This is a genomic window from Allorhizobium sp. Av2 (genome assembly GCF_021462805.2).
Classification (GTDB): Bacteria; Pseudomonadota; Alphaproteobacteria; order Rhizobiales; family Rhizobiaceae; genus Allorhizobium; species Allorhizobium vitis_G.
Genome location: NZ_CP192697.1, coordinates 542,511 through 565,683 on the forward strand (window position 1 = coordinate 542,511; position 23,173 = coordinate 565,683).

The 23,173-nt window shown below is 57.3% G+C and carries 22 protein-coding genes; 14 read left to right on the forward strand and 8 right to left on the reverse strand.

The window, feature by feature from the left end; all coding sequences use genetic code 11:
• Position 1 precedes the first annotated feature (1 nt).
• The 13 genes from FS819_RS20385 (at position 2) to FS819_RS20445 (ending at position 14,233) form a co-directional block, all read left to right on the forward strand.
• The gene (locus FS819_RS20385; protein WP_156547406.1) at positions 2 to 1,516 is read left to right on the forward strand and encodes an aldehyde dehydrogenase family protein; all 1,515 of its coding nucleotides are present in this window, start codon (positions 2 to 4) and stop codon (positions 1,514 to 1,516) included.
• Positions 1,517 to 1,676: 160 nt separating this feature from the next.
• Positions 1,677 to 2,384, forward strand: a complete 708-nt coding sequence (locus FS819_RS20390; RefSeq protein ID WP_156547407.1) for a CoA transferase subunit A — start codon at positions 1,677 to 1,679, stop codon at positions 2,382 to 2,384.
• Entirely contained in the window at positions 2,384 to 3,031 is a 648-nt protein-coding gene (locus tag FS819_RS20395; RefSeq protein ID WP_156547408.1) for a 3-oxoacid CoA-transferase subunit B, read from the forward strand. The genes FS819_RS20390 and FS819_RS20395 overlap by 1 nt, the downstream gene beginning before the upstream one ends.
• Positions 3,032 to 3,237: 206 nt before the next feature.
• Complete coding sequence (locus FS819_RS20400; protein WP_156547409.1) at positions 3,238 to 3,993, forward strand: FCD domain-containing protein; 756 nt, start codon at positions 3,238 to 3,240, stop codon at positions 3,991 to 3,993.
• A complete protein-coding gene (gene lldD / locus FS819_RS20405; protein WP_156547410.1) occupies positions 3,990 to 5,129 on the forward strand; it encodes an FMN-dependent L-lactate dehydrogenase LldD in 1,140 nt (379 codons plus the stop codon). Before FS819_RS20400 ends, lldD begins: the two co-directional genes overlap by 4 nt.
• 302 nt (positions 5,130 to 5,431) lie before the next feature.
• Positions 5,432 to 6,271: a VOC family protein gene (locus tag FS819_RS20410; protein WP_156547411.1), complete on the forward strand. Its 840-nt coding sequence runs from the start codon at positions 5,432 to 5,434 to the stop codon at positions 6,269 to 6,271.
• A 48-nt stretch (positions 6,272 to 6,319) separates the two neighbouring features.
• The gene (locus tag FS819_RS20415; RefSeq protein ID WP_156547412.1) at positions 6,320 to 7,171 is read left to right on the forward strand and encodes a fumarylacetoacetate hydrolase family protein; all 852 of its coding nucleotides are present in this window, start codon (positions 6,320 to 6,322) and stop codon (positions 7,169 to 7,171) included.
• Between the two features lie 177 nt (positions 7,172 to 7,348).
• Positions 7,349 to 8,992, forward strand: coding sequence for a bifunctional 3-(3-hydroxy-phenyl)propionate/3-hydroxycinnamic acid hydroxylase (locus tag FS819_RS20420; RefSeq protein WP_156547413.1), 1,644 nt, complete (start codon positions 7,349 to 7,351; stop codon positions 8,990 to 8,992).
• 542 nt (positions 8,993 to 9,534) lie between these two features.
• Positions 9,535 to 10,752, forward strand: coding sequence for an ABC transporter substrate-binding protein (locus FS819_RS20425; RefSeq protein ID WP_234624461.1), 1,218 nt, complete (start codon positions 9,535 to 9,537; stop codon positions 10,750 to 10,752).
• 171 nt (positions 10,753 to 10,923) lie between these two features.
• Positions 10,924 to 11,781, forward strand: a complete 858-nt coding sequence (locus tag FS819_RS20430; protein ID WP_197434026.1) for a branched-chain amino acid ABC transporter permease — start codon at positions 10,924 to 10,926, stop codon at positions 11,779 to 11,781.
• A 9-nt stretch (positions 11,782 to 11,790) separates the two neighbouring features.
• Entirely contained in the window at positions 11,791 to 12,789 is a 999-nt protein-coding gene (locus FS819_RS20435) for a branched-chain amino acid ABC transporter permease (RefSeq protein ID WP_156547416.1), read from the forward strand.
• The gene (locus FS819_RS20440; protein ID WP_156547417.1) at positions 12,786 to 13,529 is read left to right on the forward strand and encodes an ABC transporter ATP-binding protein; all 744 of its coding nucleotides are present in this window, start codon (positions 12,786 to 12,788) and stop codon (positions 13,527 to 13,529) included. Before FS819_RS20435 ends, FS819_RS20440 begins: the two co-directional genes overlap by 4 nt.
• The gene (locus FS819_RS20445; RefSeq protein WP_156547418.1) at positions 13,526 to 14,233 is read left to right on the forward strand and encodes an ABC transporter ATP-binding protein; all 708 of its coding nucleotides are present in this window, start codon (positions 13,526 to 13,528) and stop codon (positions 14,231 to 14,233) included. The genes FS819_RS20440 and FS819_RS20445 overlap by 4 nt, the downstream gene beginning before the upstream one ends.
• Before the next feature lie 81 nt (positions 14,234 to 14,314).
• Here FS819_RS20445 and FS819_RS20450 read toward each other — a convergent pair whose 3' ends face one another.
• Entirely contained in the window at positions 14,315 to 16,213 is a 1,899-nt protein-coding gene (locus FS819_RS20450) for a bifunctional sugar phosphate isomerase/epimerase/4-hydroxyphenylpyruvate dioxygenase family protein (protein WP_156547568.1), read from the reverse strand.
• A 149-nt stretch (positions 16,214 to 16,362) separates the two neighbouring features.
• Here FS819_RS20450 and FS819_RS20455 point away from each other — a divergent pair, with 149 nt between their 5' ends.
• Positions 16,363 to 17,088, forward strand: coding sequence for a TetR/AcrR family transcriptional regulator (locus FS819_RS20455; protein WP_409050027.1), 726 nt, complete (start codon positions 16,363 to 16,365; stop codon positions 17,086 to 17,088).
• On the opposite strand, the gene aroQ is transcribed toward FS819_RS20455, so the two are convergent.
• The 7 genes from aroQ to FS819_RS20490 form a co-directional block, all read right to left on the reverse strand.
• The gene (gene aroQ, locus FS819_RS20460) at positions 17,060 to 17,503 is read right to left on the reverse strand and encodes a type II 3-dehydroquinate dehydratase (RefSeq protein ID WP_070165315.1); all 444 of its coding nucleotides are present in this window, start codon (positions 17,501 to 17,503) and stop codon (positions 17,060 to 17,062) included. The genes FS819_RS20455 and aroQ overlap by 29 nt on opposite strands.
• Positions 17,500 to 18,369 (reverse strand): shikimate dehydrogenase, encoded by an 870-nt coding sequence (locus FS819_RS20465; protein ID WP_156547420.1) that lies wholly within the window; start codon positions 18,367 to 18,369, stop codon positions 17,500 to 17,502. The genes aroQ and FS819_RS20465 overlap by 4 nt, the downstream gene beginning before the upstream one ends.
• Before the next feature lie 71 nt (positions 18,370 to 18,440).
• Positions 18,441 to 19,199: an amino acid ABC transporter ATP-binding protein gene (locus FS819_RS20470; protein ID WP_060717323.1), complete on the reverse strand. Its 759-nt coding sequence runs from the start codon at positions 19,197 to 19,199 to the stop codon at positions 18,441 to 18,443.
• 13 nt (positions 19,200 to 19,212) lie between these two features.
• A complete protein-coding gene (locus FS819_RS20475; RefSeq protein ID WP_070165678.1) occupies positions 19,213 to 20,052 on the reverse strand; it encodes a transporter substrate-binding domain-containing protein in 840 nt (279 codons plus the stop codon).
• Between the two features lie 130 nt (positions 20,053 to 20,182).
• Positions 20,183 to 20,833, reverse strand: a complete 651-nt coding sequence (locus FS819_RS20480; RefSeq protein ID WP_156547421.1) for an amino acid ABC transporter permease — start codon at positions 20,831 to 20,833, stop codon at positions 20,183 to 20,185.
• Positions 20,834 to 20,843: 10 nt separating this feature from the next.
• Complete coding sequence (locus FS819_RS20485) at positions 20,844 to 21,512, reverse strand: amino acid ABC transporter permease (RefSeq protein ID WP_070165318.1); 669 nt, start codon at positions 21,510 to 21,512, stop codon at positions 20,844 to 20,846.
• A 708-nt stretch (positions 21,513 to 22,220) separates the two neighbouring features.
• Positions 22,221 to 23,150 (reverse strand): SphA family protein, encoded by a 930-nt coding sequence (locus tag FS819_RS20490; RefSeq protein ID WP_156547422.1) that lies wholly within the window; start codon positions 23,148 to 23,150, stop codon positions 22,221 to 22,223.
• Positions 23,151 to 23,173: the final 23 nt, after the last annotated feature.

The window sequence follows — 23,173 nt, forward strand, 5'->3', positions numbered from 1 at the left end:
CATGACCCTGGCACTCGACCCTATCGGCCCGAAAAGCGAAGGTGCCAAAGCCTTTCTGGCCCGCCGCCGCAAGCAGATCCTGATCGGCGGGCTCTGGCGTGATGCCGGTTCCCGGCAATGGTTCGAGACGGCTGACCCGGCCTCTGGCGAGGTTCTGGCCGAGCTTGCTGAAGGAACGATTGCCGATGTGGACGAGGCCGTGGCCAGCGCCCGTGCCGCTCTCTCCTCTCCGGCATGGAAAGGGCTGACGCCTTCGCAGCGTGGCAGGTTGCTGTGGAAAATCACCGAGTTGATCGACGCCCATGCGGAGGAACTGGCGGAACTCGAAACCCTCGATCAGGGCAAAAGCTTCAGGACCAGCCGTTTTGCGGAAATTCCAGCCAGCGCCGAACAATTCCGCTACTTTGCGGGGTTCTGCACCAAGATCCTCGGCACCACCATTCCGACCTCTATCGGCTATCAGCCGCAGGGCAAGCAGATCTTTGCCTATACCACCCGTGAGCCTGTCGGCGTGGTGGCTGCGATCACCCCCTGGAATTCGCCGATGTTGATGGCGGCTATGAAGCTTGCGCCAGCGCTGGCCGCCGGTTGCACCGTCGTGCTGAAACCGGCGGAAGAAACCTCGCTGACGGCGCTGCGGTTGGGCGAGTTGATGCTGGAGGCGGGTCTGCCTGACGGCGTTGTCAATATCGTCACCGGTTTTGGCGAAACGGTGGGGGCGGCGCTTTGCGCCCATCCGGATGTTGATAAGGTGGCTTTCACCGGATCGACTGAGGTCGGCAAGCTGATTGTTGCTGCTGCCGCTGGCAATCTCAAGAAATTGACACTCGAACTGGGCGGCAAATCACCGGCCATTGTCATGCCGGATGCCGATATGGCTCTGACCATCGAAGGGATCGCGCGCGGCATCTTTAGCAATTCCGGTCAGGTCTGCGTTGCGGCGTCGCGTGTCTACGCCCATCGCTCCATTTGCGAACAGGTGGTAGAAGGGTTGTCGAAGGCGGCTTCCACGTTGCGCCTCGGTCATGGGCTCGATCCCGCTGTCGATCTGGGACCACTGGTTAATCGCCGCCAGGCCGACCGTGTGGCGGCCTATGTGGCGGAGGGGAAGCTGGAGGGCGCAGAAATCGCAGCGGGTGGCAGCCAGTCAGGCGAAACAGGCACGTTTTATGCGCCGACCGTGGTAACGGGCGTGCGGCCTGACATGCGGTTGATGCGCGAGGAAATCTTCGGTCCTGTCGTGGCGGTGACGCCCTTCGATGAGGTGGATGAGGCACTGCTCTATGCCAATGACAGTCCTTACGGACTGGCAGGCAGTGTCTGGACCCGGGATCTTTCCCAGGCTCACCGATTGGCGGCGCAGGTCAAGGCCGGGACGATATGGATCAATTGCCATTCCTATTTTTCCCCAGAACTGCCGAAGGGTGGTCATCGTCAATCCGGCTGGGGCTATGAGAATGGCGCGCCGGGCCTGGAAAACTACCTGGAAACCAAAACCGTCTGTGCGCTAATTTAACGCCGAGAGTTTTTCTAATTTAAGATTGATGTTGATCACGGTTTCTTTGCTCCGGGCGCCCCTTTGCGCTTGCCGGACGCATTGCGATGAAGTTTAAAGTTGATCTGGAGGCGCCAGCTCAAACAGGTTTCAGGACTGATTATTCAGGCGGGAGATACAAATGAAGAAAATATATGGTGACGCAAATGCGGCCTTGGACGGATTGTTGTTCGATGGCATGACGATTTGCGCCGGTGGTTTCGGGCTTTGCGGCATTCCCGAGCGGCTGATTGATGCGATTGTCGCGTCCGGGGTCAAGGATTTGACGATTGCCTCCAACAATGCTGGCGTCGATGGGCATGGGCTTGGAAAGCTTCTGCGCACCCGCCAGGTGAAGAAGATGATCTCCTCCTATGTCGGTGAAAACAAGGAATTCGAGCGGCAATTTCTGAGCGGTGAACTGGAAGTCGAATTCTGCCCGCAGGGAACGCTGGCCGAGCGCATGCGGGCTGGCGGCGCTGGCATTCCCGGCTTCTATACACGAACCGGCGTCGGCACCCAGGTGGCCGAGGGCAAGGAAACGCATATTTTCGATGGCGAAGTCTATCTGCTGGAACGCGGCATCCGGGCCGATCTGTCGATTATCAAGGGATGGCGCGCCGATGAGGCTGGCAATCTGATGTTTCGCAAGACGGCCCGCAATTTCAATGCGCCTGCGGCAACATCCGGTAAGATCTGCGTGGCGGAAGTCGAGGAGGTCGTGCCGGTCGGAAGTCTCGACCCTGATGCCATCCATCTTCCCGGCATTTATGTCCGGCGGATGATCAATGGTTCGCCTTATGACAAGAAGATTGAATTCCGCACCGTTACAGTAAGAGGAGCAGCCTGATGTCCTGGAGCAGAGATGAGATGGCGGCACGCGCCGCAAAAGAGCTCAAGGACGGTTTCTATGTCAATCTTGGCATCGGCATTCCGACGCTGGTGGCAAATCACATTCCGCCTGGGGTCGAAGTGACGCTGCAATCCGAAAACGGAATGCTGGGGATCGGGCCGTTTCCCTTTGAGGGTGAAGAGGATGCTGATCTGATCAATGCCGGAAAGCAGACGATCAGCGAATTGCAATCCTCCAGCTATTTTTCGTCCGCCGACAGTTTTGCGATGATCCGTGGCGGTCACATCGACCTCACCGTGTTGGGCGCGATGGAAGTCTCGGCCAATGGCGATATTGCCAATTGGATGGTCCCCGGCAAGATGGTCAAGGGCATGGGTGGCGCGATGGATCTCGTGGCCGGTGTCAAGAAGGTCATCGTGGTGATGGAGCATTGCTCCAAGGCGGGAGAATCCAAGTTCATTCCCGAATGCACTCTGCCGCTGACCGGGCTGAATGTGGTGGACATGATCATTACCGATCTCTGCGTATTCGTACGGTCTGATCGCGCCGGAGCATTCCGACTGGTGGAACTGGCGCCTGAGGTCACCGTGGCCGATGTCCAGGCCAAGACCACGGCTGCTTTCGAGATCGCCGAAGGCCTTTAAGCCAAGGTTTCAAGTCAGTCATCCTAAAGCCCCTATAGCATCGCTGTAGGGGCTTTTTTATTGGGTATTTGCGCCCCCATAATGATGAGTTTACACATTTGGTCCTACCAATTTTGAAAAATAAGAAAGAAATCTCAGCAAATTTCTGAATATTGCTTAACTGAGGAAAATTTGGTACGACCAATAAAACAAAAAAGGTCCTGCCAATGTCGCTGACCGAGCGCATCGAAGCCATGATTGCTGAGCGCCAGCTCAGCCCGGGAGATCGTCTGCCGCCAGAGCGCAGCCTGGCGGCGGAGTTTGACGTCTCGCGGTCGCGGCTTCGGGAGGCGATCCAGCAGTTGATCAGCCGTGGGATCGTCGTCAGCCGTCGAGGTGGCGGTACTTTCGTTGCCAGTCAGGATGCGACCAAATCGCTGGAACGGGCGCTGAAGCCGCTTTTGCCGATGGTTCAGGACGAGACGGGATATTGGCGCGATGTGATGGAAATTCGAAAATCGCTGGACACGGATGCTGCCTATTACGCTGCCTTGCGTGCCAATGATCTGGACAGGGAGCGGATGAAAATGGCCTTTGCAGCGATGAGCTTTGTGCAAGGAGGCGACCCGCAGACCCAGGCGCGGGCTGATGCAGCTTTTCATATGGCGATTGCCGAGGCATCGCATAATGTCGTGTTGCGCCAGATTGTTGCCGGACTATCCGAACTTCTCCAGCAGAGCATCGCGCAAAGCCTGATGCAGTTCTATCGCCAACCGGATCTTGCGCCAGCGTTAGAGCGCCAGCATGGCCTGATTCTGGGCGCTATCCTGGCCAGGAAGCCGGATGAAGCCCGCAAGGCGGCGGCAGATCACCTCGCCTTCGTGGAGGAAAACCTTCGTGTCATCGAGGACAACCGCGCGCGGGAGCTGCGAGCCTCAGAGGCTTTGCAAAGACCGGAATTTCAGGGGGAAAATTTATCATGATCATTTCGTCCTCGACCGATTACCGCGAGGCGGCCCGCCGCCGCCTGCCGCCCTTTCTGTTCCATTACATCGATGGTGGGGCCTATAGCGAGCACACGATGCGTCGCAATATCGCTGACCTTACCGATCTGGCTCTGCGTCAGCGGGTGCTGAAAAGCGTGGGTACTGTTGATATTTCCACGACACTTTTCGATGAAGAGCTGTCTATGCCAGTTATTCTCGCGCCCGTGGGATTGACAGGAATGTATGCAAGGCGCGGCGAAGTGCAGGCCGCGCGGGCCGCAGAAAAGAAGGGCATTCCGCTGACGCTTTCAACCGTATCCGTCTGCCCGATTGAGGAGGTGCAGGCGGCTATCGACCGTCCCATCTGGTTCCAGCTCTACGTGCTGCGGGATCGCGGCTTCATGAAAAATGCGCTGGAGCGGGCCTGGGCGGCTGGTATCCGCAAGCTGGTGTTCACGGTCGACATGCCCGTACCCGGCGCTCGCTATCGTGACGCCCATTCCGGCATGTCCGGCCCGAATGCCTCCGTCCGCCGTATTGTCCAGGCCGTCATGCACCCAACATGGGCTATCGATGTCGGCCTGTTGGGAAAGCCGCATGATCTTGGCAATGTTTCGGCCTATCGCCAGCAGAAAACCAATCTGGCCGATTATGTCGGCTGGCTCGGCGAAAACTTCGATCCCTCGATTGGCTGGAAGGATCTGGAATGGATCCGGGATTTCTGGAAGGGACCGATGATTATCAAGGGCATTCTCGACCCGGAGGATGCGAAAGATGCAGTGCGTTTCGGTGCCGATGGCATTATCGTCTCCAATCACGGCGGGCGTCAGCTGGACGGCGTCCTGTCTTCCGCCCGCGCCTTGCCGGCCATTGCTGCTGCGGTCAAGGGTGACCTGACAATCCTTGCCGATTCCGGCATTCGCTCGGGTCTGGATGTCGTGCGGATGATAGCGCAGGGAGCCGATGGCGTGTTGATCGGACGCGCTTTCGTCTATGCATTGGCCGCCGCCGGTCAGGCGGGCGTGGAGAATCTTCTCGATCTCTTCGCCAAGGAAATGCGGGTTGCCATGACGTTGACCGGCGCACGTTCTATCGCGGAAATCTCACCCGATAGCCTGGTACGCGGCCTCTGAAAACCCAGAGTTCACCTAGAGCATTTCGAGGAAAAATCGAGCCGGTTTGGCGGGAAGACCCGCGTGGGTTTTGACGGAGGTCGGCTCGAATCAACACCGCAAACAACGCTTCTCTGCCGACCGCAGGTTCCCTTTGATGTCTTCCAGCAGCTGTGCGTGGTTGCGTTCCGTCAATTCCGGCAGGAATGGTGTGGCGCGGCCATATTACGTATATTTATCAATTTTTTTTGCTATCTCGTTTTTTGATATTGAATAATTATCAAAAAACGATAATTTGTAAAAACATTATCAGGGAGGATCAAATGGCATTCACAGCCGTTCAAGCAGGTGCGTACCTGCATCACGTTGCATTCGAAAGCTCCAATCCTGAGCGTCTGGCGCGGTTCTACGCCGATGCCATGGACATGAAGCTCGACAAGGTTGGAGACGAGTGGATTTGTGAAGGGCCAAAGCGCCGCTTCATCGCCGTTGCTGGAACCGACAAGAAGCTGGCTTATTCCGGACTTGCTTGCCGCAATGCCGAAGGGCTTGCGCTTCTGCGGGCTCGTGTCGATGCCGAAGGCATCGCCGTGCTGGCCAGCCCTTCGCCTTATTTCGAAGATGGCGCATTCGCGATTCGCGATCCCGATGGGCGCATGGTGTGCTTCGGTATTGCCAAGCCTGATAAGCCGGGCGCCAAGGGTATCCAGGGGCCAACGCAGCATCTGACCTATGCATCCGAGGATGTGGCTGCATTTGTCGATTTCTACGTCGGCAAGCTGGGTTTCCAGCTGACAGACCGTGTGCTGCATGAAGATGGTCGGCTTGCCACCGCCTTCACGACCTCCAATCACGAACATCACACCATCGCCTGCTTCTATACGCCGGGCCGCGTTGGCGTCGATCACCATTCCTACGAGGCTGGGGAATGGAACTACATCCGTGATTGGTGCGATCATCTGGCAACTCATGATGTCCAGCTCAGCTGGGGTCCAGGCCGCCATGGTCCCGGCAACAATCTCTTCATCTTCATCACAGATCCAGATGGAAATTGGATTGAGATCTCGGCTGAACTGGAAGTTATCTACGATCGTGACACGATGGATTGGCCGCAGCATCCGCGCACGCTCAACAAATGGGGCGAGGCGATTCTTCGCTCCTGATCCTGTCGTCTGATCTCACTTCCAAGACCAATTCTAGGAATTAGTGACATGCAATTTTTAAGTTACACCCGGCTTGGCCGGGCCGGGTTCGGCGTTCGTGTCGAAAACGGCATTGTTGATCTCACCGGCAGGCTCGCCGCCGATGTCGTCACGTTGAAACAGGCCATCGAAGCCGGTTTGCTCGAAAGCGTTCAGGATTATATTTCCGGGCGGCGAGCAGAGTTCACCGAGGCTGATATCGCCCTTCTACCTGTTGTGCCGGATGCCGGAAAAATTCTCTGCGTCGGATTGAACTATGAAACCCACCGTGCGGAAACCAAGCGGCCTGACGCCAAATATCCGACGATCTTCACCCGTTTCGCTGACACTCAGATTGCGCATCGCCAGCCAATCCTGAAGCCGCGGGTGTCGGATCATCTGGATTATGAAGCCGAGCTTGCTGTCGTCATCGGTCGCGGTGGACGCTATATCGCCGAGGAAAATGCCCTCGATCACGTGGCGGGCTATACCTGCTATAACGATGCGACCATCCGTGATTGGCAGCGGCATACGTTCCAATTCACGCCAGGCAAGAATTTCCCGGCAACCGGCGCATTTGGACCGCAGCTCGTAACCCCGGATGAAGTTGGCGATTACACGAAGCTGAAGATCACCGGCCGTCTCAATGGTCAGGTGATGCAGGATGCAACACTGGCCGATCTGATCTTCCCCATCGCCACCCTGATTTCCTATTGCTCGCACTTCACGCCGTTGCAGCCCGGCGACGTGATCCTCACGGGCACGCCAGGTGGTGTTGGAGATCGCCGGGAGCCGCCTGTTTTCATGAAGGCGGGGGATGTTTTCGAAGTGGATATTCCCGGCGTCGGTTTGCTGGTCAACGCTGTCGGCACGGAGCCCTGAACAGCGCAGCCCTGCGGCGCGGGGCGGGAGGACTGCGCCACCCATCTACAGCAAGGCTCCCTGGGTTCATTCGGGCCCGGGGACGAAAATCACTGTATTTGTAGGGTGTTGCAGCGAAGTTTAATAGACAGAACATGATGCGGGCGCTGTAACATTCAGCGTGGAGAGGAGGGCCTGATGAACGTCGAGGAACTTGAGACCGAAGTCGAGGTCGTCATTGTCGGGGCGGGTCCAACCGGACTGACCCTGGCTAATCTTCTGGGCGGCATGGGCGTGTCGGTGGCGCTTGTCGAGCGCAACCTGACCACGGTTCAGGAGCCGCGTGCCGTGTCCATCGACGATGAGTCGATGCGAACCATACAAGCTATCGGTTTGGAGGACGCGGTAGAGAAAATCGTGATGCGCGGCTACGGCTCACGCTATCTCTCGCCGGCTGGGAAGTTGTTTCTGACCGTGGAGCCGACGTCGCGCGATTACGGTTTCGACAAGCGCAATGCATTTCAACAGCCGGAATTGGAAGCGCTTTTGCGCGAGGGGCTTGCCCGTTATCCCAATGTGATCCAGTTTTTCGGCTGGGATATGCAAACCTTTTCCCAGAATGCGGACTCCGTTACCGTGGAAATCGCCCATGCGGCGAAAGGAACCCGCGTCATCCGGGCGCGCTACATGGTCGCCAGTGACGGAGGACGTTCCCCGACCCGTGGAAAACTCGGCGTCCATCTTGTCGGCTCCACCTTTGTGGAGCGTTGGCTGATTGTCGATCTGGTGCGGACGGAAAACCGCTTTCGTCATACGCAGGTCCATTGTGATCCCGCTCGCCCATGCATATCGCTGCCCGGCCCGGACAATATCCGTCGTTACGAATTCATGCTGCATACCAATGAGGACGAGAAGGACGCGACTGAGGAGGCCTTTGTCCGTGGTCTTCTGGAGCGTGTTGGACCTGATCGGGATTGTGAATTTCGCCGCGTGCGGGTCTATACATTCCATGCCCGTCTGGCCGATCGTTGGCGGGACGGCAATATCTTTCTCGCCGGTGATGCCGCGCATTTGACGCCTCCCTTTGCCGGGCAGGGAATGAATAGCGGCCTGCGCGATGCGCATAATCTGGCCTGGAAACTGGCGGAAGCATTGCGTGGCGATATGCCATCCGATTTCCTGGATAGCTACGAGATTGAGCGGCGGCCACATGCCTGGGAAATGATAGCATTGGCGTTGCGGATGGGCCAGGTGATGATGCCGGAAAATGGCATCAAGGCCCTTTTGACGAGGGCAGCTTTTCGTATCCTTGGGCTCTATCCGCCTGCGCGTGATTATTTCGCCCAAATGCGCTACAAGCCAAAGCCGCGCTTTCGTCAGGGACTTCTATGGCCCGACTCCAGACCGGAGAAGGAAACCATGGTGGGGCGGTTGGTGCCGCAGCCGGTGGTGGAAGACAGCCAAAGGCACCGCCTATTACTTGACCGCGTCTTGCCGGATGGACCTGTTGCTCTGGTCTTTGATGAATTCCCTGACCGTGTTCTGCCTGTCGATGTCATCAAGGCTCTGGAGGCGGCGGGTGCGACAGTGGTCGGTTTGACCCCCGAATGGATGAATCCCATTGACGGCACGTTCCCGGTTCACCGGGATGTCGGGCGGCTGTTCAGCACCGGTCCGATGAAATCCTATCTTGGCCATGTCCTCTTGCTGCGCCGTGACCGATATATCGCAGCAGCCACGCCTATCGCTGAAGCCCTGCATCTGGTGGAAAAGCTGGGGATGCTTGGTCCACGCCCGGTGATCCGCGCAGAAGTGAAGAACTCTTTGGCTGCGGCATCCTAGAGCTTATTGGAAAGCCAAACGGTAAGATACCGGTGCATCATGCCTGTTGTCTAAGGTCCTGTTGTTGAGGGACCGATGGTTAGGGCATGGTGCTTTGTCCCAGATGCCCACCAATTACAGTCAGTAAGAAAGCTGATTGCTATACCTTCGTATTTAGTTATAAAATATCATAAAATGATAATTAAAATTTTAAATACAGATTTTTATTAGATTTTATGATAATAAACTTGATAAAACGCAGGAATAGATAATAATCGTTCTTGCCGCCGCGGAGAAGCTGAGACATCAGGGAATGTCGTCAGATAGGCAAGAAGAGGTCCGTGGCGACAAGAGAAGACTAGGCCCAAATCTGCAAGACATGCCGTGCCGTTATCGGCGCATGGCCAGCGATCCAGCATCATCAGTTCACTGAACAATTTTGCCTTCGATCGGGTCTGTTTTCCGGATTTGTTGGCAGCGTCGTGCCTTTTGCGCTGTCCTTTTTCGAGGGCTAGCCAAAGGGGGAAGGCACAATTGACGATCATTGGTGGAGGAGCGCTATGATGACCGAACTGAAGTTTACACGCCGAGGTGCCCTTGGGTTGCTGGCTGCTGCGCCATTGGCCGGTTGGGCCGGGCTGGGACGAGCCGCCAGCCAACCGATCAAGATCGGGTTGGTATTGACCATGTCCGGTCCGTTCGCATCAAGCGGGCAAATCATGGCCAATGCGGCGAAACTCTATCTGGAGACCGAGGGCAAGGCCGTGCTGGGGGATATTCCGGTCGAACTCGTCATCCGCGACGACGGCGGTGCCAATCCGGACGTGGCCAAACGGCTGGTGCAGGAACTGGTGACGCGCGACAAGGTGCAATATCTTGGTGGTTTCCAGTGGACGCCTAACGCCAATGCTATCGCTCCATTGTTGGTCAAGGCCAAAATGCCCTGTGTATTGTTCAATGCGGCGGGCGCCAATACCACGCAGCTTGCTCCCTGGTATGTGCGCACCGCCTTTACCCATTGGCAGGTGAACCAGCCGCTGGGTGAGTGGGCGGCGGGCAAGCGCGGCTTCAAGCGAGCCTACCTGCTGACCACGGATTTTGCCCCTGGCCACGATGCAGAGGAAGCGTTTACCAAGGGCTTCGCGTCCAATGGTGGAACAATTGTCACCTCGGTGAAAATGCCGATCCAAAGCACAAATTTCGTCCCCTTTCTGCTTGCGGCCAAGCAGGAAAAACCGGATGTGGTGTTTGCATTCCATCCCGGCGGTGTGCAGGCCTCCGCATTCATGCGGGCCTATCAGGAAGCCGATTTGCGCGGCGCCGGCATCCAGTTGATTGGTCCGGGAGACCTGACAAGCGACGAGGAATTGCCAAACATCGGCAACGCTGCGCTGGGTGTCATCACGGCTGGCCAATATAGCATGGCTGGTGATCGCCCCGCCAATGCCGCTTTTGTCGAGGCCTGGAAGAAGGCCTATACGTTCATGCCGGTCCGGCCCAATTATATGGCCGTCGGCGCATATGATGGCATGCATCTGATCTGCTCGGCCATTGCCGCCACAAAGGGTGCCGTGGATGCCGCAGGTGCCATGGCCGCGATGAAAACCTTCAAGGCGGATCAAAGCCCGCGTGGGCCGATTTCGATCGACCCCGAGACTCGCGACATTGTGCAGAATATCTACATCCGTGAAGTGCGCGAGAAGAACGGCGAGCTTGCCAATGTGGAACTCGAAACCATTCCAGCCGTCAAAGACCCCTGGAAGGTTGAGCATCCTCTTTGATTTTCGGGCGCACAGACGTTCCTGCTAGCGTTTGTCAGGGGAAGTGGAACCCGTTTTCCTGAAACGACAAACGAAAACAATGGAAGCGAGAGTCTGTCTGGTTCGATCTGAACCTGATGGACTCTCGGAGTCATCCCGCAATATTGCCGGATGACAGGGAGGAGGCTTGTCATGACACTGGTGGAAGTTGCGTTCCAGTCGCTTGCCTATGCAAGCGTGCTTTACCTCATATCCGTCGGCCTGTCGGTAACCCTCGGACTGATGGGTTTCGTCAATCTGGCGCACGGCGTTTTCGCCATGGCCGGTGGCTATATCGCGGCTACCGCGATCAGCGTCTGGGGCCTGCCCTGGCCGCTCGTGTTGCTCTGCGCTCCCCTTGCCGTCGCACTCCTGGCGGCGGTCGCGGAAAAGTTGCTCTATGCCCGGCTTTACGGTCGGTCTGAGCTGGATCAGGTTCTCTTCTGCATCGGATTGATCTTCATCGTCGGTGCGCTGGCGCGGTTGTTTTTCGGGCCGCTGATGCGCCCGGTCGTTATTCCCACGTTTCTGGCACAAAATCTGACGGTCGGGCCTTTCTCATTCTATCTCTACAAACTGGTGGTGATCGGTATCGGTATCCTGACTGCTGCCTTCATCCTGTTTGTGCTTGAACGCAGCCGGATCGGCGCCATCATCCGGGCCTCCGTCGAAAATCGTGGCATGGCGGAATCGATCGGCATTCGCACCAAACATGTGTTCATGGCGACCTTCGCCTTTGGGGGCGCACTGGCGGCCCTGGGCGGCATGCTGGGGGCTGACGTCTTCGGGCTCAATCCGTCTTATGCCTTCGATATTCTCGTCTATGTGCAGATAGTCGTCGCTGTGGCGGGGCTTGGTACGTTGCGAGGCTCTTTTGTCGCAGCACTTCTGGTCGGCACGGTCCAGACCGTTTCGGCCTATTATGTGCCGGCTTTTGGAACCGTCATGTTGTTTCTCCTCGTCTTCATCCTGCTGCTGGTCAGGCCGCGCGGGCTGTTTGGAAGGGTATGAAGATTGAAAATGTCAAATCGCTCCACTCTTGTCTCTCCACCGTCCACGTTTACCGGCTTCTTGCGCCGCAAGCATGGTTTTAATCCGGCTGATGGGCTGATCGTCCTTGCGTTGGCGCTGGTGCCGCTGCTCGGCGACGATTATTACGCGCTCGGCGCCCAAGTCCTTGTGACGGTTATCTTCGCCTTGTCCCTTGATCTTCTGGTTGGCTATGCCGGGATTGTCACGCTGGGCCACGCCGCGTTTTTCGGGGTTGGCGCTTATGCCACCGGCATTGCCTCCAAATACGGCTGGGGCGAGCCATTGAGCGGCCTGTTGATTGGCGCAATCGCAGCCGGGCTGGTGGGCGCGGTGGTTGGAGCCATTGTTTTACGCACGGCACGCTTCACCTTGCTGATGCTGACGCTTTGCACGGTGTTTCTGTTTGGCGAGATCGCCAACAAGGCGACCTGGCTGACCGGAGGCGTCGATGGCATGGTGGGCATGGAGACCTGGCCGGTTTTGGGTCTTTACGAATTCGATCTGCTTGGCCAGGTTGGTTATTGGTTCTCGGCCCTGGTCTTTGTTCTTGTCTGGCTTGGGGTGCGCCGACTGGTCCATTCGCCTTTTGGACAGTCGATCATGGCGATCCGCGACAATCCCGGTCGCGCCGCGGCAATCGGAATCGCGGTCCGGCCGCGCACCTTGCTGATCTTCGTCATCTCCTGCTTGCTGGCCGGGCTCGCCGGTGCCCTGCAAGCCGAGGTCAATCAATTCGTTGGCCTGAAGGATATGAGTTTCGAATTGTCGGCAACTATTCTTGTGATGTTGGCGCTTGGTGGTTCGGGGCGGCTTTACGGCGCGATTATTGGACCTGCTGTCTATCTCATCGCCCAGGACATTTTGTCGAAAGACAATCCTGTCATGTGGCAGCTCTGGCTGGGGATCATCCTCGTGGTGCTCGTTCTGTTCGCACCGGGGGGCATTACGCGGATTTTGGCTCAACTGCGCGGAAGGATTGGTCGATGAGCGCTTTGAAGCTTGAAAACCTTACCTTGCAATTTGGTGGACTGGTGGTGACCAATAATGTTTCGCTTGTCCTTGAAAAGGGCGCACGCCATGCATTGATCGGGCCGAACGGTGCTGGCAAGACGACGCTGATCAATCTCATCACCGGCAGACTGACCCCGCGCAAGGGAGCGATATTTCTCGACGGTATCGACCTTACGGGCATGGCGCAGCACAAGCGCGTTGCGCTAGGGTTGGTGCGCAATTTCCAGGTCACCAATCTCTTTACCTCCTTCACCGCCTTGGAAAATATCGCGCTTGCGATTGGCGAGCGTGAGGGTTTTGGGCTTTCCGTGGCACGGCATCAGGGCTTTCCGGCAAAAGTGGTGGCGGAAGCTGAAGAGATCGCCCGCCGCATGCGCCTCGCCAATGTCCCGCATGTTCCGGTTCGCGATCTGGCCTATGGCCAGCAGCGCCTGGTGGAACTGGCGGTCGCCATGGCCCTGCGCCCGAAAGTGCTGCTGCTGGATGAACCGGCTGCGGGCCTGCCTGCGGCGGATCATGAGGTGATCCTCACTATTCTTGACGAATTGCCTGATGACGTCGCCGTCCTGCTCATCGAACACGATATGCCACTGGTTTTCCGGTTCGCGCGGGACATCACGGTTTTGGCCGAGGGAACCATCATCGCGCGGGGCACGCCAGAAGAAATTCGCCATGACGCCAATGTCCGTGCCGCTTATCTGGGGAACCGTTCATGACCGCAGACCTGCTCGAAATCCGAAATGTCGTCAGCGGTTACGGCCCGACCCGCATTATCAATGGCATTGACCTCAACCTCCCCATGGGAGGCGGGCTGGCGCTGCTTGGGCGCAACGGCGCGGGCAAAACCACACTATTATGCACCATTGCCGGGCGCTTGGCGCTCAAGGAAGGCAGCATTCGCTTTAACTCTGCGGAAATCGGCGGGTTTTCTCCCAGCCAACGCTGCCGACTTGGCATAGGCTTCGTGCCGCAGGAGCGGCAGATCTTTGCCACGTTGAGCGTCGAGGAAAACCTGCGCATTGCCGATCTCCGCCGGGGATGGACGATTGAGCGGGTCTACGAGCTTTTTCCCCGTCTTGCAGAGCGCCGGAAAAACGGTGGCAACCAGCTTTCCGGCGGAGAGCAGCAGATGCTGGCGATAGGCCGCGCGCTGATGAGCCAGCCCACCTGTCTCTTGCTCGATGAGCCTTTCGAAGGCCTGGCACCTGTTATTGTCGATATGCTGCTTGAATCGCTGATCAAGCTTCGCAAGGAAAGCGAAATGTCGATGATCATTGTTGAGCAACATGCGAAACTGGCGCTTGAAATCGCCGAACAGGGCATGGTTATCGAACGCGGCCAGGTCCGCGTCAGCGGTTCGCGTGAAAGCTTGCTCCAGGATTGGACCGAGATCGAGGATATGCTGGCCGTGACGCATTAAAGACCAACAAAAACAAGAGAAGCGACTATCTGCCCGGTTCAGATTGAGGCGGACAGATAGCCAGCGATGATGCAGTCACTCTTATCTCGGAACGCCATCCGGGCGCAGTTGCCGACGTTGGGCTGCGATACGGAACGGGGCGTTCATCGCACCATAACCACCATAGGCGCCGCGCCTCTCGACGATTTCGAAGAAAAAGCCCTCACCGAAGGTGCGGCTGTAGATCTGGAAATACTCGCCATTGTCGTCGCGGTCGTAAAGGATGCTGGCCGAACGCAGCGCATCGGCAAAATCCGGTTCCAGACCGAAACGGGCTTCCAGATCGTCGTAATAATTGCGCGAGATGGTCAGCGCCTGGAAGCCGCAGGCTGAGAGCGCCTGTGCCGTCGCAAAGATATCGTCGGTCGCCAGGGCAATATGCTGGATGCTGGTGCCGAAGCCTTCTTCGAGAAATTTTCCGGCGACGGTTTTCCGGTTATCGGCGCCGTTCAGCGTCACCCTGAACCGAGGGTCTGGTTTGCTTTCGATCGCTTGGCTGCGCACCAGACCGCCCGGATCGACCACATCAACCATGGGTGTGCGCCGCGTGGCGAAGATCGAGCCGTAAAACAGCAGGCATGTCAGCATCTCGTCATAGCGGGTTGTCTGGGCGAGATGGTCGATACGGGTCAGGCGGGTGTTGGCCGGAGCCTGATCGGCGTCGAGGTCTTTGAATTCCTGTTTCCAGATGCCGGACAGGGCAGGCGTGTCATCAAGGAAATAAATGACGCCATTGCTCACGCCTTGAATGGCGGGCACGGGTACTTCGCCCGGTTTGCGCGGTTCGGAGAAGCTCGTTGCCCCCAGCGCCGTGGCGCGCTTCAAGGCGTCCTCGGCGTGACCCACCTTCATGCCGAAGGCGTAGGCACTGGTTCCGTGGATTGCGTAGGACGCGCCGGCAAAACTGTTGTTTGTCGTATCGGTATTGATGAGAATGCGGATGTCGCCCTGGGTGTAGAGGTCAAGATCCCGGTTGCGATGGGTCGCGGTTTTCGAAAAGCCGAGTGTCGCTAAGAATGCCGCCAGATCCTGTTTTTCCTCGACCGAAGTCGCAAACTCCACGAATTCGACGCCCTGGGTTTCGACAGGGGCTGGCATGGCCGGGGCGCTGAGCCGGATATCGGGTTCGAGGCGTTGGACCTGGTCCATGAGGTAGACCAGTGAGCGGTGGCCGTCCTCGGCAATGGCACGCGGTGAGCCTCCACGGAACTGGTCGTTGAAAATCTCCAGGGATAGTGGCCCGGTATAGCCTGTGGCGGCCACAGCGCGCATGAAATCGACCACTGGCAGATCGCCTTCGCAGGGCATGTTGCGGAAATGGCGGCTCCAGTAGAGCAGATCCATGTCAAACAGCGGCGCATCGGCGAGCTGGACGATGAAGATCTTGTCGCCGGGAATGGAACGGATCGAGTTCGGATCGATCTTGCGCGACAGGGTGTGAAAACTGTCGAGAATCAGGCCGACATTGGCATGGTTTGCCCGGCGGACCACTTCCCAGGCATCCCTGTGGTCGTTGACGTGACGACCCCAGGCGAGCGCCTCGTATCCGACGCGGACGCCGTGCTTTGCCGCGCGTTCTCCCAGTTCCTGGAAATCGGCGGCGGCCCGGTCGATGCCGCCCAGCGAGATTGGCGAGACATTTGAGCAGATCAGCATCAGGTCGGTGCCAAGCTCGTCCATGATCTCGAATTTGCGCTCGGCCCGCTCAAAAGCGCGGGCGCGGTGCAGTTCCGGCATGCCTTCGAAATCGCGGAAGGGCTGGAACAGGGTAATGTCGAGACCGTGGTCGGCGACCATTTTCGCCACATCCCGGGGAGAGGCGTCATAGGTTAGGAAGTCGTTCTCGAAAATTTCGACGCCGCTGAAGCCTGCCTTGGCAATGGCTGCCAGCTTTTCCGGAAATTCCCCACTGATCGATACGGTTGCAATCGAGGTCCGCATGGTTACTGTTCCGGTGAGTGATTGGGTGCTGGCATGAGTGCTCGTTCGGTCGCTTTTGTCTGGGCTTGCCATATTGCTTCCTTTCCGGCTTTATGTACTGCTTGGTTAAGAAGTAGAGCCTGGCGCTGCGGCCTGGCGGCGGATGGATGATGAAACGGGACGCAACCACGCGAGACGGTAAAGAGGCTCGCCCGGTCAAAGGGGAGCCTGGCAAACGGGACACGATCAAACGCGACCCGGAAGGCGTTCGCCGCGACATCCTTTCGGTTGCGATGGAAGAGTTTTCGCAAAACGGCCTGTCTGGCGCGCGCATTGATGAGATCGCCGCCAGAACCCGCACGTCCAAGCGGATGATCTATTATTATTTTGGCGATAAGGAAGGGCTTTACCAGCGCGTTCTGGAGGAAGCCTATGGCAAGGTTCGTGGCGGAGAAATGGACCTGGAGCTTGAAGGGCTCGACCCCATCGCCGCTCTCGACAAGCTCTGTCGGTTTACCTTCGATCATCACCGCCGCAACCCTGCCTTTATCCGCATGGTGATCATCGAGAATATTCATCACGGTCGCCATATGCAATTGTCCGAGACGATTAGGGGTCTCAACCAACCGGCAATCGAGGCCCTGCAAGGCGTTTTGCGGCGCGGGCAGGAGCAGGGATTGTTTCGGCAGGGCATCGACCCGCTTGAATTGCACTGGCAGATCAGCGCGCTGTCGTTTTTCAATGTGTCGAACGCGGCCAGTTTTTCCGTGATTTTCGGCAATGCGCTGTTTACGGCAGACGGTCAGGAGACCCTGTCGCGCCACGTGGCCGACATGGTCCTGCGCTATGTGCTGCGTGCCGAGCATATCAGCCCGATCGAGCAACGCGGCCGATAAGATGGCGCAATGCCATTTCATAGCCCTCGATGCCCAGCCCTGCGATGACGCCCTCCGCCCGCGTTGAAACGTAGGAGTGATGCCGGAACACCTCCCGCTTGTGGATGTTGGAAATATGCACTTCGATGACCGGTGCCTCAAAAGTGTTGAGCGCGTCAAGGATCGCCACCGATGTATGAGTGAAGGCGCCGGGATTGATGACGATTCCAGCCGCCTTGCCGCGCGCTTCGTGGACCCAGTCGATGATCTCGTATTCCCGGTTGCTTTGCGCGAAAAAAATCGAATGTCCTGCCGCCTCGGCAATCACCCGGCAATTGTCCTCGACATCGGCAAGGGTTTCACGACCGTAAATCTCAGGCTGACGTTGGCCGAGAAGATTGAGATTTGGACCGTTCAGGATGAAAAACAGGCTCATGCGGCGCCCTCCGAAACACAAAGTTCAGTGAAATGGGCGCTCATCCGCTCGGCATCCGGCTCGTAGCCGCAGAACAGACGGAATGCGCCGACTGCCTGAAACACTGCCATACCGCCGCCGGGCAGTGTTTGGCAGCCCTTGTCGCGCGCTGTTGCGATCAGTTCGGTGACGAGCGGCATATAGACGATGTCGGCAACCCAATGGCGCGGCGCGATCAGATCAGCGTCGACCGGCAGTCCCGGATGAGCCGGCATGCCGACCGGGGTGGCGTGAATAAGGCCATCGGCCTCAGCTAAGGACTGGCCAGGATTGGTGACGGCATGGGCGCGTCCCGCGTTGAACCGGTCATTGAGTGTCGCTGCCAGCCCTTCGGCTCTCGTGAGGTCCTGGTCGAAAATGTCCAACTGCTCGATTCCCAATTTCAGCGCGGCATGGGCAACGGCAACTCCCGCGCCGCCTGCGCCGATCAGCAATGCCCGTTTCAGCGTTGCATCCGGCAGGCCGCGCTGGAAGCTTTCGTAGAAGCCTGACCAGTCAGTATTATGGCCGATCCGCTTGCCATCTTTGAAGACGACCGTATTCACGGCGCCCAGCATCCGGGCATCTTCGGAAAGATCGTCAAGATATGGAATGACCGCCTGCTTGAAGGGATGGGTGATATTGGTGCCGGCAAACCCGCGTGCCTGGCATTCGTCCAGCAGATCGGGGAGCGCGCTTTCCGGCAGGTTGCGCACATGGATATCGAGCAATTCGTAGCGATAATCCAGCCCGTGCGCCGCCCCTTCGTGCATATGCAAAGCGGGAGATTTGGAGAGCTGGATATCGGTACCGATCAGCCCGACTTGAATAATGGGTTTCTCTGTCATGAATGCGTCCACTTGGTCGGCGTGGTGAAGGCTCTTACCTGCCTGATGCGTTGTCGCGGCGGCAATTCAGCTCAGTGATGGGCAAGAATTTCGCCCAGGAAGGCGCGGGTGCGCTGATGCTGAGGATTGCGGAAGAATTCCTCCGGTGGTCCTTCCTCGATGATCTGCGCGGAGGCCATGAACACGACACGATCTGCAACCTGACGGGCAAAGCCCATTTCATGGGTGACGCAGATCATCGTCATGCCGTCGCGGGCTAGACCGATCATCGTATCCAGCACTTCCTTGACCATTTCGGGGTCAAGAGCCGACGTTGGCTCATCGAACAGCATCGCCTTCGGTTCCATGCAAAGCGCGCGCGCGATAGCGACGCGTTGCTGCTGACCGCCGGAAAGCTGGGCGGGATATTTGTCCGCCTGGTCCAGAATGTGAACACGATCCAGATATTTGCGGGCGACCTCTTCGGCTTGTGGCTTCGGAAGCCCCTTCACCCGCATCGGCGCAAGGGTGCAGTTTTCCAGGATGGTCATGTGCGGAAACAGGTTGAAGCTCTGGAACACCATGCCAACCTCGCGGCGCACGGCGTCGATGGTGCGGCTCGCGCTGGTGAGCGTGGTGCCTTCGACGGTGATCTTGCCCTCCTGGATGTCCTCCAGATGATTTATGCAGCGGATCAATGTCGATTTTCCGGAACCGGATGGCCCGCAAAGGACGATTTTTTCGCCTTTGCGGACTGTCAGGTTGATGTCTTTCAGCGCGTGGTAGGCTCCATACCATTTTCCAACGCCTTCAAGTGCGATCAGTGGAACCTGTGCGGTGGATTGTTGCATGGAAGCCTCTCCATTACTTCGCGGTGAACGGGATGTCCGGAAGCGAATCCGGGAAGGCCGGAACGTCGCGCTTCATCCATTTGGCGTAGATCTTTGCCAGTTGGCCATCAGCCTTGATCTTGTCGATGAAGCTGTTGATGCTCTCGTTCCAGTCCTTCTCACCCGGACGCATCCCCGCGCCGTTATAGAGAGTGACAAGGTCGAACTTCGTTTCATACTTGCCTGCGGCAGCAGCGTTCAGCCGGTCGCCATAGAACTGGTTGCCGCCAACGGCCTCGACCTGACCTGAAATCAGAGCCTGGATATTTGCCGCGTCGTCATCGAAACGCAGGATGCTGGCCTTTGTGCCTGCGCCAGCGGTGATGGCGGTATCCATGGCGCTGGATTTCGGCACGCCGACGGACACGCCTGTAAGATCGTCATAGCTGCCGATCTTCTTGTCCTTCGGTCCGTAGACCGACAAGACGTTGCCAGCATAGGGCTTGGAGAACTGGATGGTCTTGGCGCGGTCGGCAGTCATACCCATGGTTGCAAACAGGATGTCGACCTTGCCGGTCATCAGGGCCGGAATGCGGTTGGCCACGGCCAGCGGCACAAACTCGGCCTTGACGCCGAGATAATCCGCATAGGCCTTGCCGATATCGGCATCCAGACCGTCCTGCACGCCGCTGGAATTGACAAAGCCCCAAGGCGAATTGTCGCCCTGAATGCCGATGATGACCTTGCCCTTGGCCTTGGCCTGTTCCAGCGTACCGGCGAAGGCCGTGGCGGGAGCGACGAGCGACATGGTCGCCGCCGCCGCGATGAGGGCGAGCGCCGTGCGGCGCTTGATTGTCATTGTCCTGGATTTCATCATTTGCTCCTCCTTACAAAGCTGATGAGAGTGGTGCTTGGCACCAAACCTGGTGTCGTCTTTTGTTGTGCTTTCCTTGTTTTCGTTTTGTATTGAGGAAAGCCGGGTTCTACACGTCGTCTGGCAAACTTTACCGGGCGGCGGCTTGAAGCCGTTTCTCTTTTCTGGCGCCCCAGAGTGAAAGCGGCCAGCAAATCAGGAAATAGATGATGCCGACGATGGCAAAGACCGTCAGCGGACGGAATGTCTGGTTGGAGACGATCTGCCCCGCCCGCGACAGCTCCACGAAACCGACAATGGCGGCAAGCGAGGTGCCTTTGATCAATTGCACCAGAAAGCCGATGGTGGCGGGCAGGGAGACTTTGAACGCCTGCGGCAGGACCACGTCCTTCATGATCGATGCGTAATGCAGGCCGAGCGCTTTTGCAGCCTCTGTCTGCCCCTTGGGTACGGCCTGAATGCCACCGCGCCAGATATCGCCCAGAAAGGCGCTGGCATGCAGCGTGAAGGCAATGGCGACAGCGATCCAGGCATCCACATCCAAGCCCAGCAAGGCAACGCCGTAATAGACGACGAACAGTTGCATCAGCAGCGGAGTGCCTTGAAAGACGGCGATATAGCCAGCGGTCGCCTTGCGCAGGGCGGCACTGTCGGCCACCCGGGCCAGAGCGACGCAAAGGCCGAAGAAGCCTCCGCCGACAAAGCCGATGGCGGTCAAGGCCAGCGTCCATTTCAAGCCTTGCAGCAGGAAGAACAGTTCATTGGGTCCGATAGAAGCCATCGTCTCTTCCTCACTTTACCGGGTAACTGAAGAAAATGCGGGAAATGAGCGCGAAAGCCCCCATCATCAGCGAGGAAATCACCAGGTAAAGCAGGGTGATCGAGAAATAGACCTCGAAGGACCGGAACGTATCCGCTTCGATTTTCTGGGCAACCGACGTCAATTCGTAAGCCGCAATTGACGTGCAGACAGATGTCGTCAGCGTCAGCATGATGAACTGGCTGGTGAGCGACGGATAGACGGCGCGCAAAGCTGGCTTGAGAATGATGTGGCGCAGGATTTGTGCGCGGTGCAGGCCGAGCGCAAGGCCTGCTTCGACCTGCCCCTTGCCGATGGAATCCACCCCGCCGCGAATGATCTCGATGGCATAGGCGCCGCCGTTCAGGCCGAGCGCAACGATTGCCGTCACTGTCGGGTTGAGCCGGACGCCGATTTGCGGAAGGGCAAAGAAGATGAAGAAGATCTGCACGAGGAAGGGCGTATTGCGGATCAACTCGACAAAGCCGATCGTCGCGCCTCTGAGGATACGCGACGGCGACCGGCGGGCAACAACCCCGAAAATGCCGATGACGGTGGCAATGGACATGCCTGCAATGGCAAGACCAATGGTTGCGAGGCATGCCAGGATCAATTCCGGCAACCGCTCGATCACAACCGAAAAGTCGAGTGTGTAACCCATTTTCCCTCCCAGGCATTGTCTAAGCCTTGACTGACAAGGCTTGCAGCTCCTCGTGCAAGCGGCAAGGCTGGCACGCTCCCTTAAATTGTCCGCGGGTTGTGGCGCTCTCTCCTCGCGCCCAAACTCTGTCGTTAATATGTTTGTACCAGTTAGTTCATAGTTAGGCAATATGATTTGCGAAAGATCAATCGATGTGGATTGACGAATTTCGGGTGCTCTTGAGCATCGGTCCGAAAAGTGGAAGCCGACTTTCTGCACGACGCTCTAAGCCAAGGTAAGGCGATTACAACATTTGATGTCTGCCGCCTCCCTTTGTTCAAGCCGAATTGAATGCGGGCCGACCCGCTTCTGCCAGTTTGATGCAGCGAGTGCAGATAGAATGGGGAAATGGGAGGAGAGGCGACAGGTCCCACGCCTCTGACGCGCCAAATAATATAGACGCTCATCTTATGCCAAGTCTCGAAGATGCTGACGCATCTTCAACTTAAAAAAACTAAAATATCTCAAATGTGTCAGAGGCTTGAGACGTTTTCAAAAAGAATATGGAGATCCATTTTCAATGAATCTCCATAGGACACGAAAGCCCGAAGATGTGTTGGCATCTTCGGGCTTTCGTATGCGGAGAAATTTAAGGGGCAGGCGGTTGAATTTCTGTCGGATCGCCTGCCCGGAACGCTCGTCTGGAAAATCGAGCTGTATCGGATAATTCTAGAATTTTGTTGCGACATTCACCCAGAGAGTGTTGCCTTCGCTTCGGTTTTTCGCCACCACGTCATGCTGCCAGGATGCGCTTATGCCCAGGCCCGGATTGAAGCTATAGGACAGTGATGGGCCGACCGCGAGGCCTTCGCCGCGATGGCCGTCGGAGGCGACGCCGGGTCCTTTGTCATCGGTGAACTGCTTAAGGTAATATCCTGTTGCTCCGACCCTTATCTTGCCGAAATTCCAGCCAACTGCGTAATCGAGGACGAACTCATTGCCGGTTTTGTAATCGGTTGCGGTGTTTTCGGAATTGAAGATGACCCGGGCTGCGGTTGCGAATTCAAGGCCTTGGGGGTCTGAATAATGATAGGCAATCGTTGGCTGCACGGACCAGTGATTAAGGCCGGCATTGGCAAGGGCGTTCTCATCGTAAGCGCCGGTCGGCATGCCGATGTCTATGCCGGTGATGAATGTCTGCTTTTGATCCGGGTGCCATGACAGCCCAACAGTTGCGGTTGCGTCTCCCATGTTGAAGCCGGAGTCTTTTGCAAATGCGTTGGAAATGTCGAGATGAATAAGCGGAAGGACGAGCTGTCCCCAAAGCTGGGCTTCGCCGATACGGATATCTGATACATACATGAAGCGCAGTGTTTCAACGGTGGCTTTCACCTTGAAGTCTATGGGTATTTCACGACCTTTGCCGTCGTTGACTCTGTTGGCGGTGAAATAACTTGTCTGCGAGAGAAAATAAAATCCCTCAAATGGAGGAATGGCACCCGCATAAAATTGTGAAGCGCCCGGCGCATATTGCGTATTACTGTTTTCGGCTGCTTTCGCCACGGTCATACAGTTGATGAGTAGAAGTGCTGTCCCCAGCAGCGTCCTTGCTCTTTTCATTTTTCGCTCCTCCTCTTGCGATAATTGAAAATATCCCACAGGTGATCGATCACTGAATGTGA

What these genes read in the sequence shown, in the direction of transcription:
- FS819_RS20455 (WP_409050027.1), top strand. Translation starts at nt 16,363, where the DNA reads ATGAAACGGGACGCAACCACGCGAGACGGTAAAGAGGCTCGCCCGGTC.
- FS819_RS20410 (WP_156547411.1), top strand. Translation starts at nt 5,432, where the DNA reads ATGGCATTCACAGCCGTTCAAGCAGGTGCGTACCTGCATCACGTTGCA.
- FS819_RS20415 (WP_156547412.1), top strand. Translation starts at nt 6,320, where the DNA reads ATGCAATTTTTAAGTTACACCCGGCTTGGCCGGGCCGGGTTCGGCGTT.
- FS819_RS20420 (WP_156547413.1), top strand. Translation starts at nt 7,349, where the DNA reads ATGAACGTCGAGGAACTTGAGACCGAAGTCGAGGTCGTCATTGTCGGG.
- FS819_RS20390 (WP_156547407.1), top strand. Translation starts at nt 1,677, where the DNA reads ATGAAGAAAATATATGGTGACGCAAATGCGGCCTTGGACGGATTGTTG.
- FS819_RS20430 (WP_197434026.1), top strand. Translation starts at nt 10,924, where the DNA reads ATGACACTGGTGGAAGTTGCGTTCCAGTCGCTTGCCTATGCAAGCGTG.
- FS819_RS20445 (WP_156547418.1), top strand. Translation starts at nt 13,526, where the DNA reads ATGACCGCAGACCTGCTCGAAATCCGAAATGTCGTCAGCGGTTACGGC.
- FS819_RS20400 (WP_156547409.1), top strand. Translation starts at nt 3,238, where the DNA reads ATGTCGCTGACCGAGCGCATCGAAGCCATGATTGCTGAGCGCCAGCTC.
- FS819_RS20485 (WP_070165318.1), bottom strand. Translation starts at nt 21,512, where the DNA reads ATGGGTTACACACTCGACTTTTCGGTTGTGATCGAGCGGTTGCCGGAA.
- lldD (WP_156547410.1), top strand. Translation starts at nt 3,990, where the DNA reads ATGATCATTTCGTCCTCGACCGATTACCGCGAGGCGGCCCGCCGCCGC.
- FS819_RS20465 (WP_156547420.1), bottom strand. Translation starts at nt 18,369, where the DNA reads ATGACAGAGAAACCCATTATTCAAGTCGGGCTGATCGGTACCGATATC.
- FS819_RS20470 (WP_060717323.1), bottom strand. Translation starts at nt 19,199, where the DNA reads ATGCAACAATCCACCGCACAGGTTCCACTGATCGCACTTGAAGGCGTT.
- FS819_RS20480 (WP_156547421.1), bottom strand. Translation starts at nt 20,833, where the DNA reads ATGGCTTCTATCGGACCCAATGAACTGTTCTTCCTGCTGCAAGGCTTG.
- FS819_RS20435 (WP_156547416.1), top strand. Translation starts at nt 11,791, where the DNA reads ATGTCAAATCGCTCCACTCTTGTCTCTCCACCGTCCACGTTTACCGGC.
- aroQ (WP_070165315.1), bottom strand. Translation starts at nt 17,503, where the DNA reads ATGAGCCTGTTTTTCATCCTGAACGGTCCAAATCTCAATCTTCTCGGC.
- FS819_RS20425 (WP_234624461.1), top strand. Translation starts at nt 9,535, where the DNA reads ATGACCGAACTGAAGTTTACACGCCGAGGTGCCCTTGGGTTGCTGGCT.
- FS819_RS20450 (WP_156547568.1), bottom strand. Translation starts at nt 16,213, where the DNA reads ATGCGGACCTCGATTGCAACCGTATCGATCAGTGGGGAATTTCCGGAA.
- FS819_RS20385 (WP_156547406.1), top strand. Translation starts at nt 2, where the DNA reads ATGACCCTGGCACTCGACCCTATCGGCCCGAAAAGCGAAGGTGCCAAA.
- FS819_RS20440 (WP_156547417.1), top strand. Translation starts at nt 12,786, where the DNA reads ATGAGCGCTTTGAAGCTTGAAAACCTTACCTTGCAATTTGGTGGACTG.
- FS819_RS20395 (WP_156547408.1), top strand. Translation starts at nt 2,384, where the DNA reads ATGTCCTGGAGCAGAGATGAGATGGCGGCACGCGCCGCAAAAGAGCTC.
- FS819_RS20475 (WP_070165678.1), bottom strand. Translation starts at nt 20,052, where the DNA reads ATGAAATCCAGGACAATGACAATCAAGCGCCGCACGGCGCTCGCCCTC.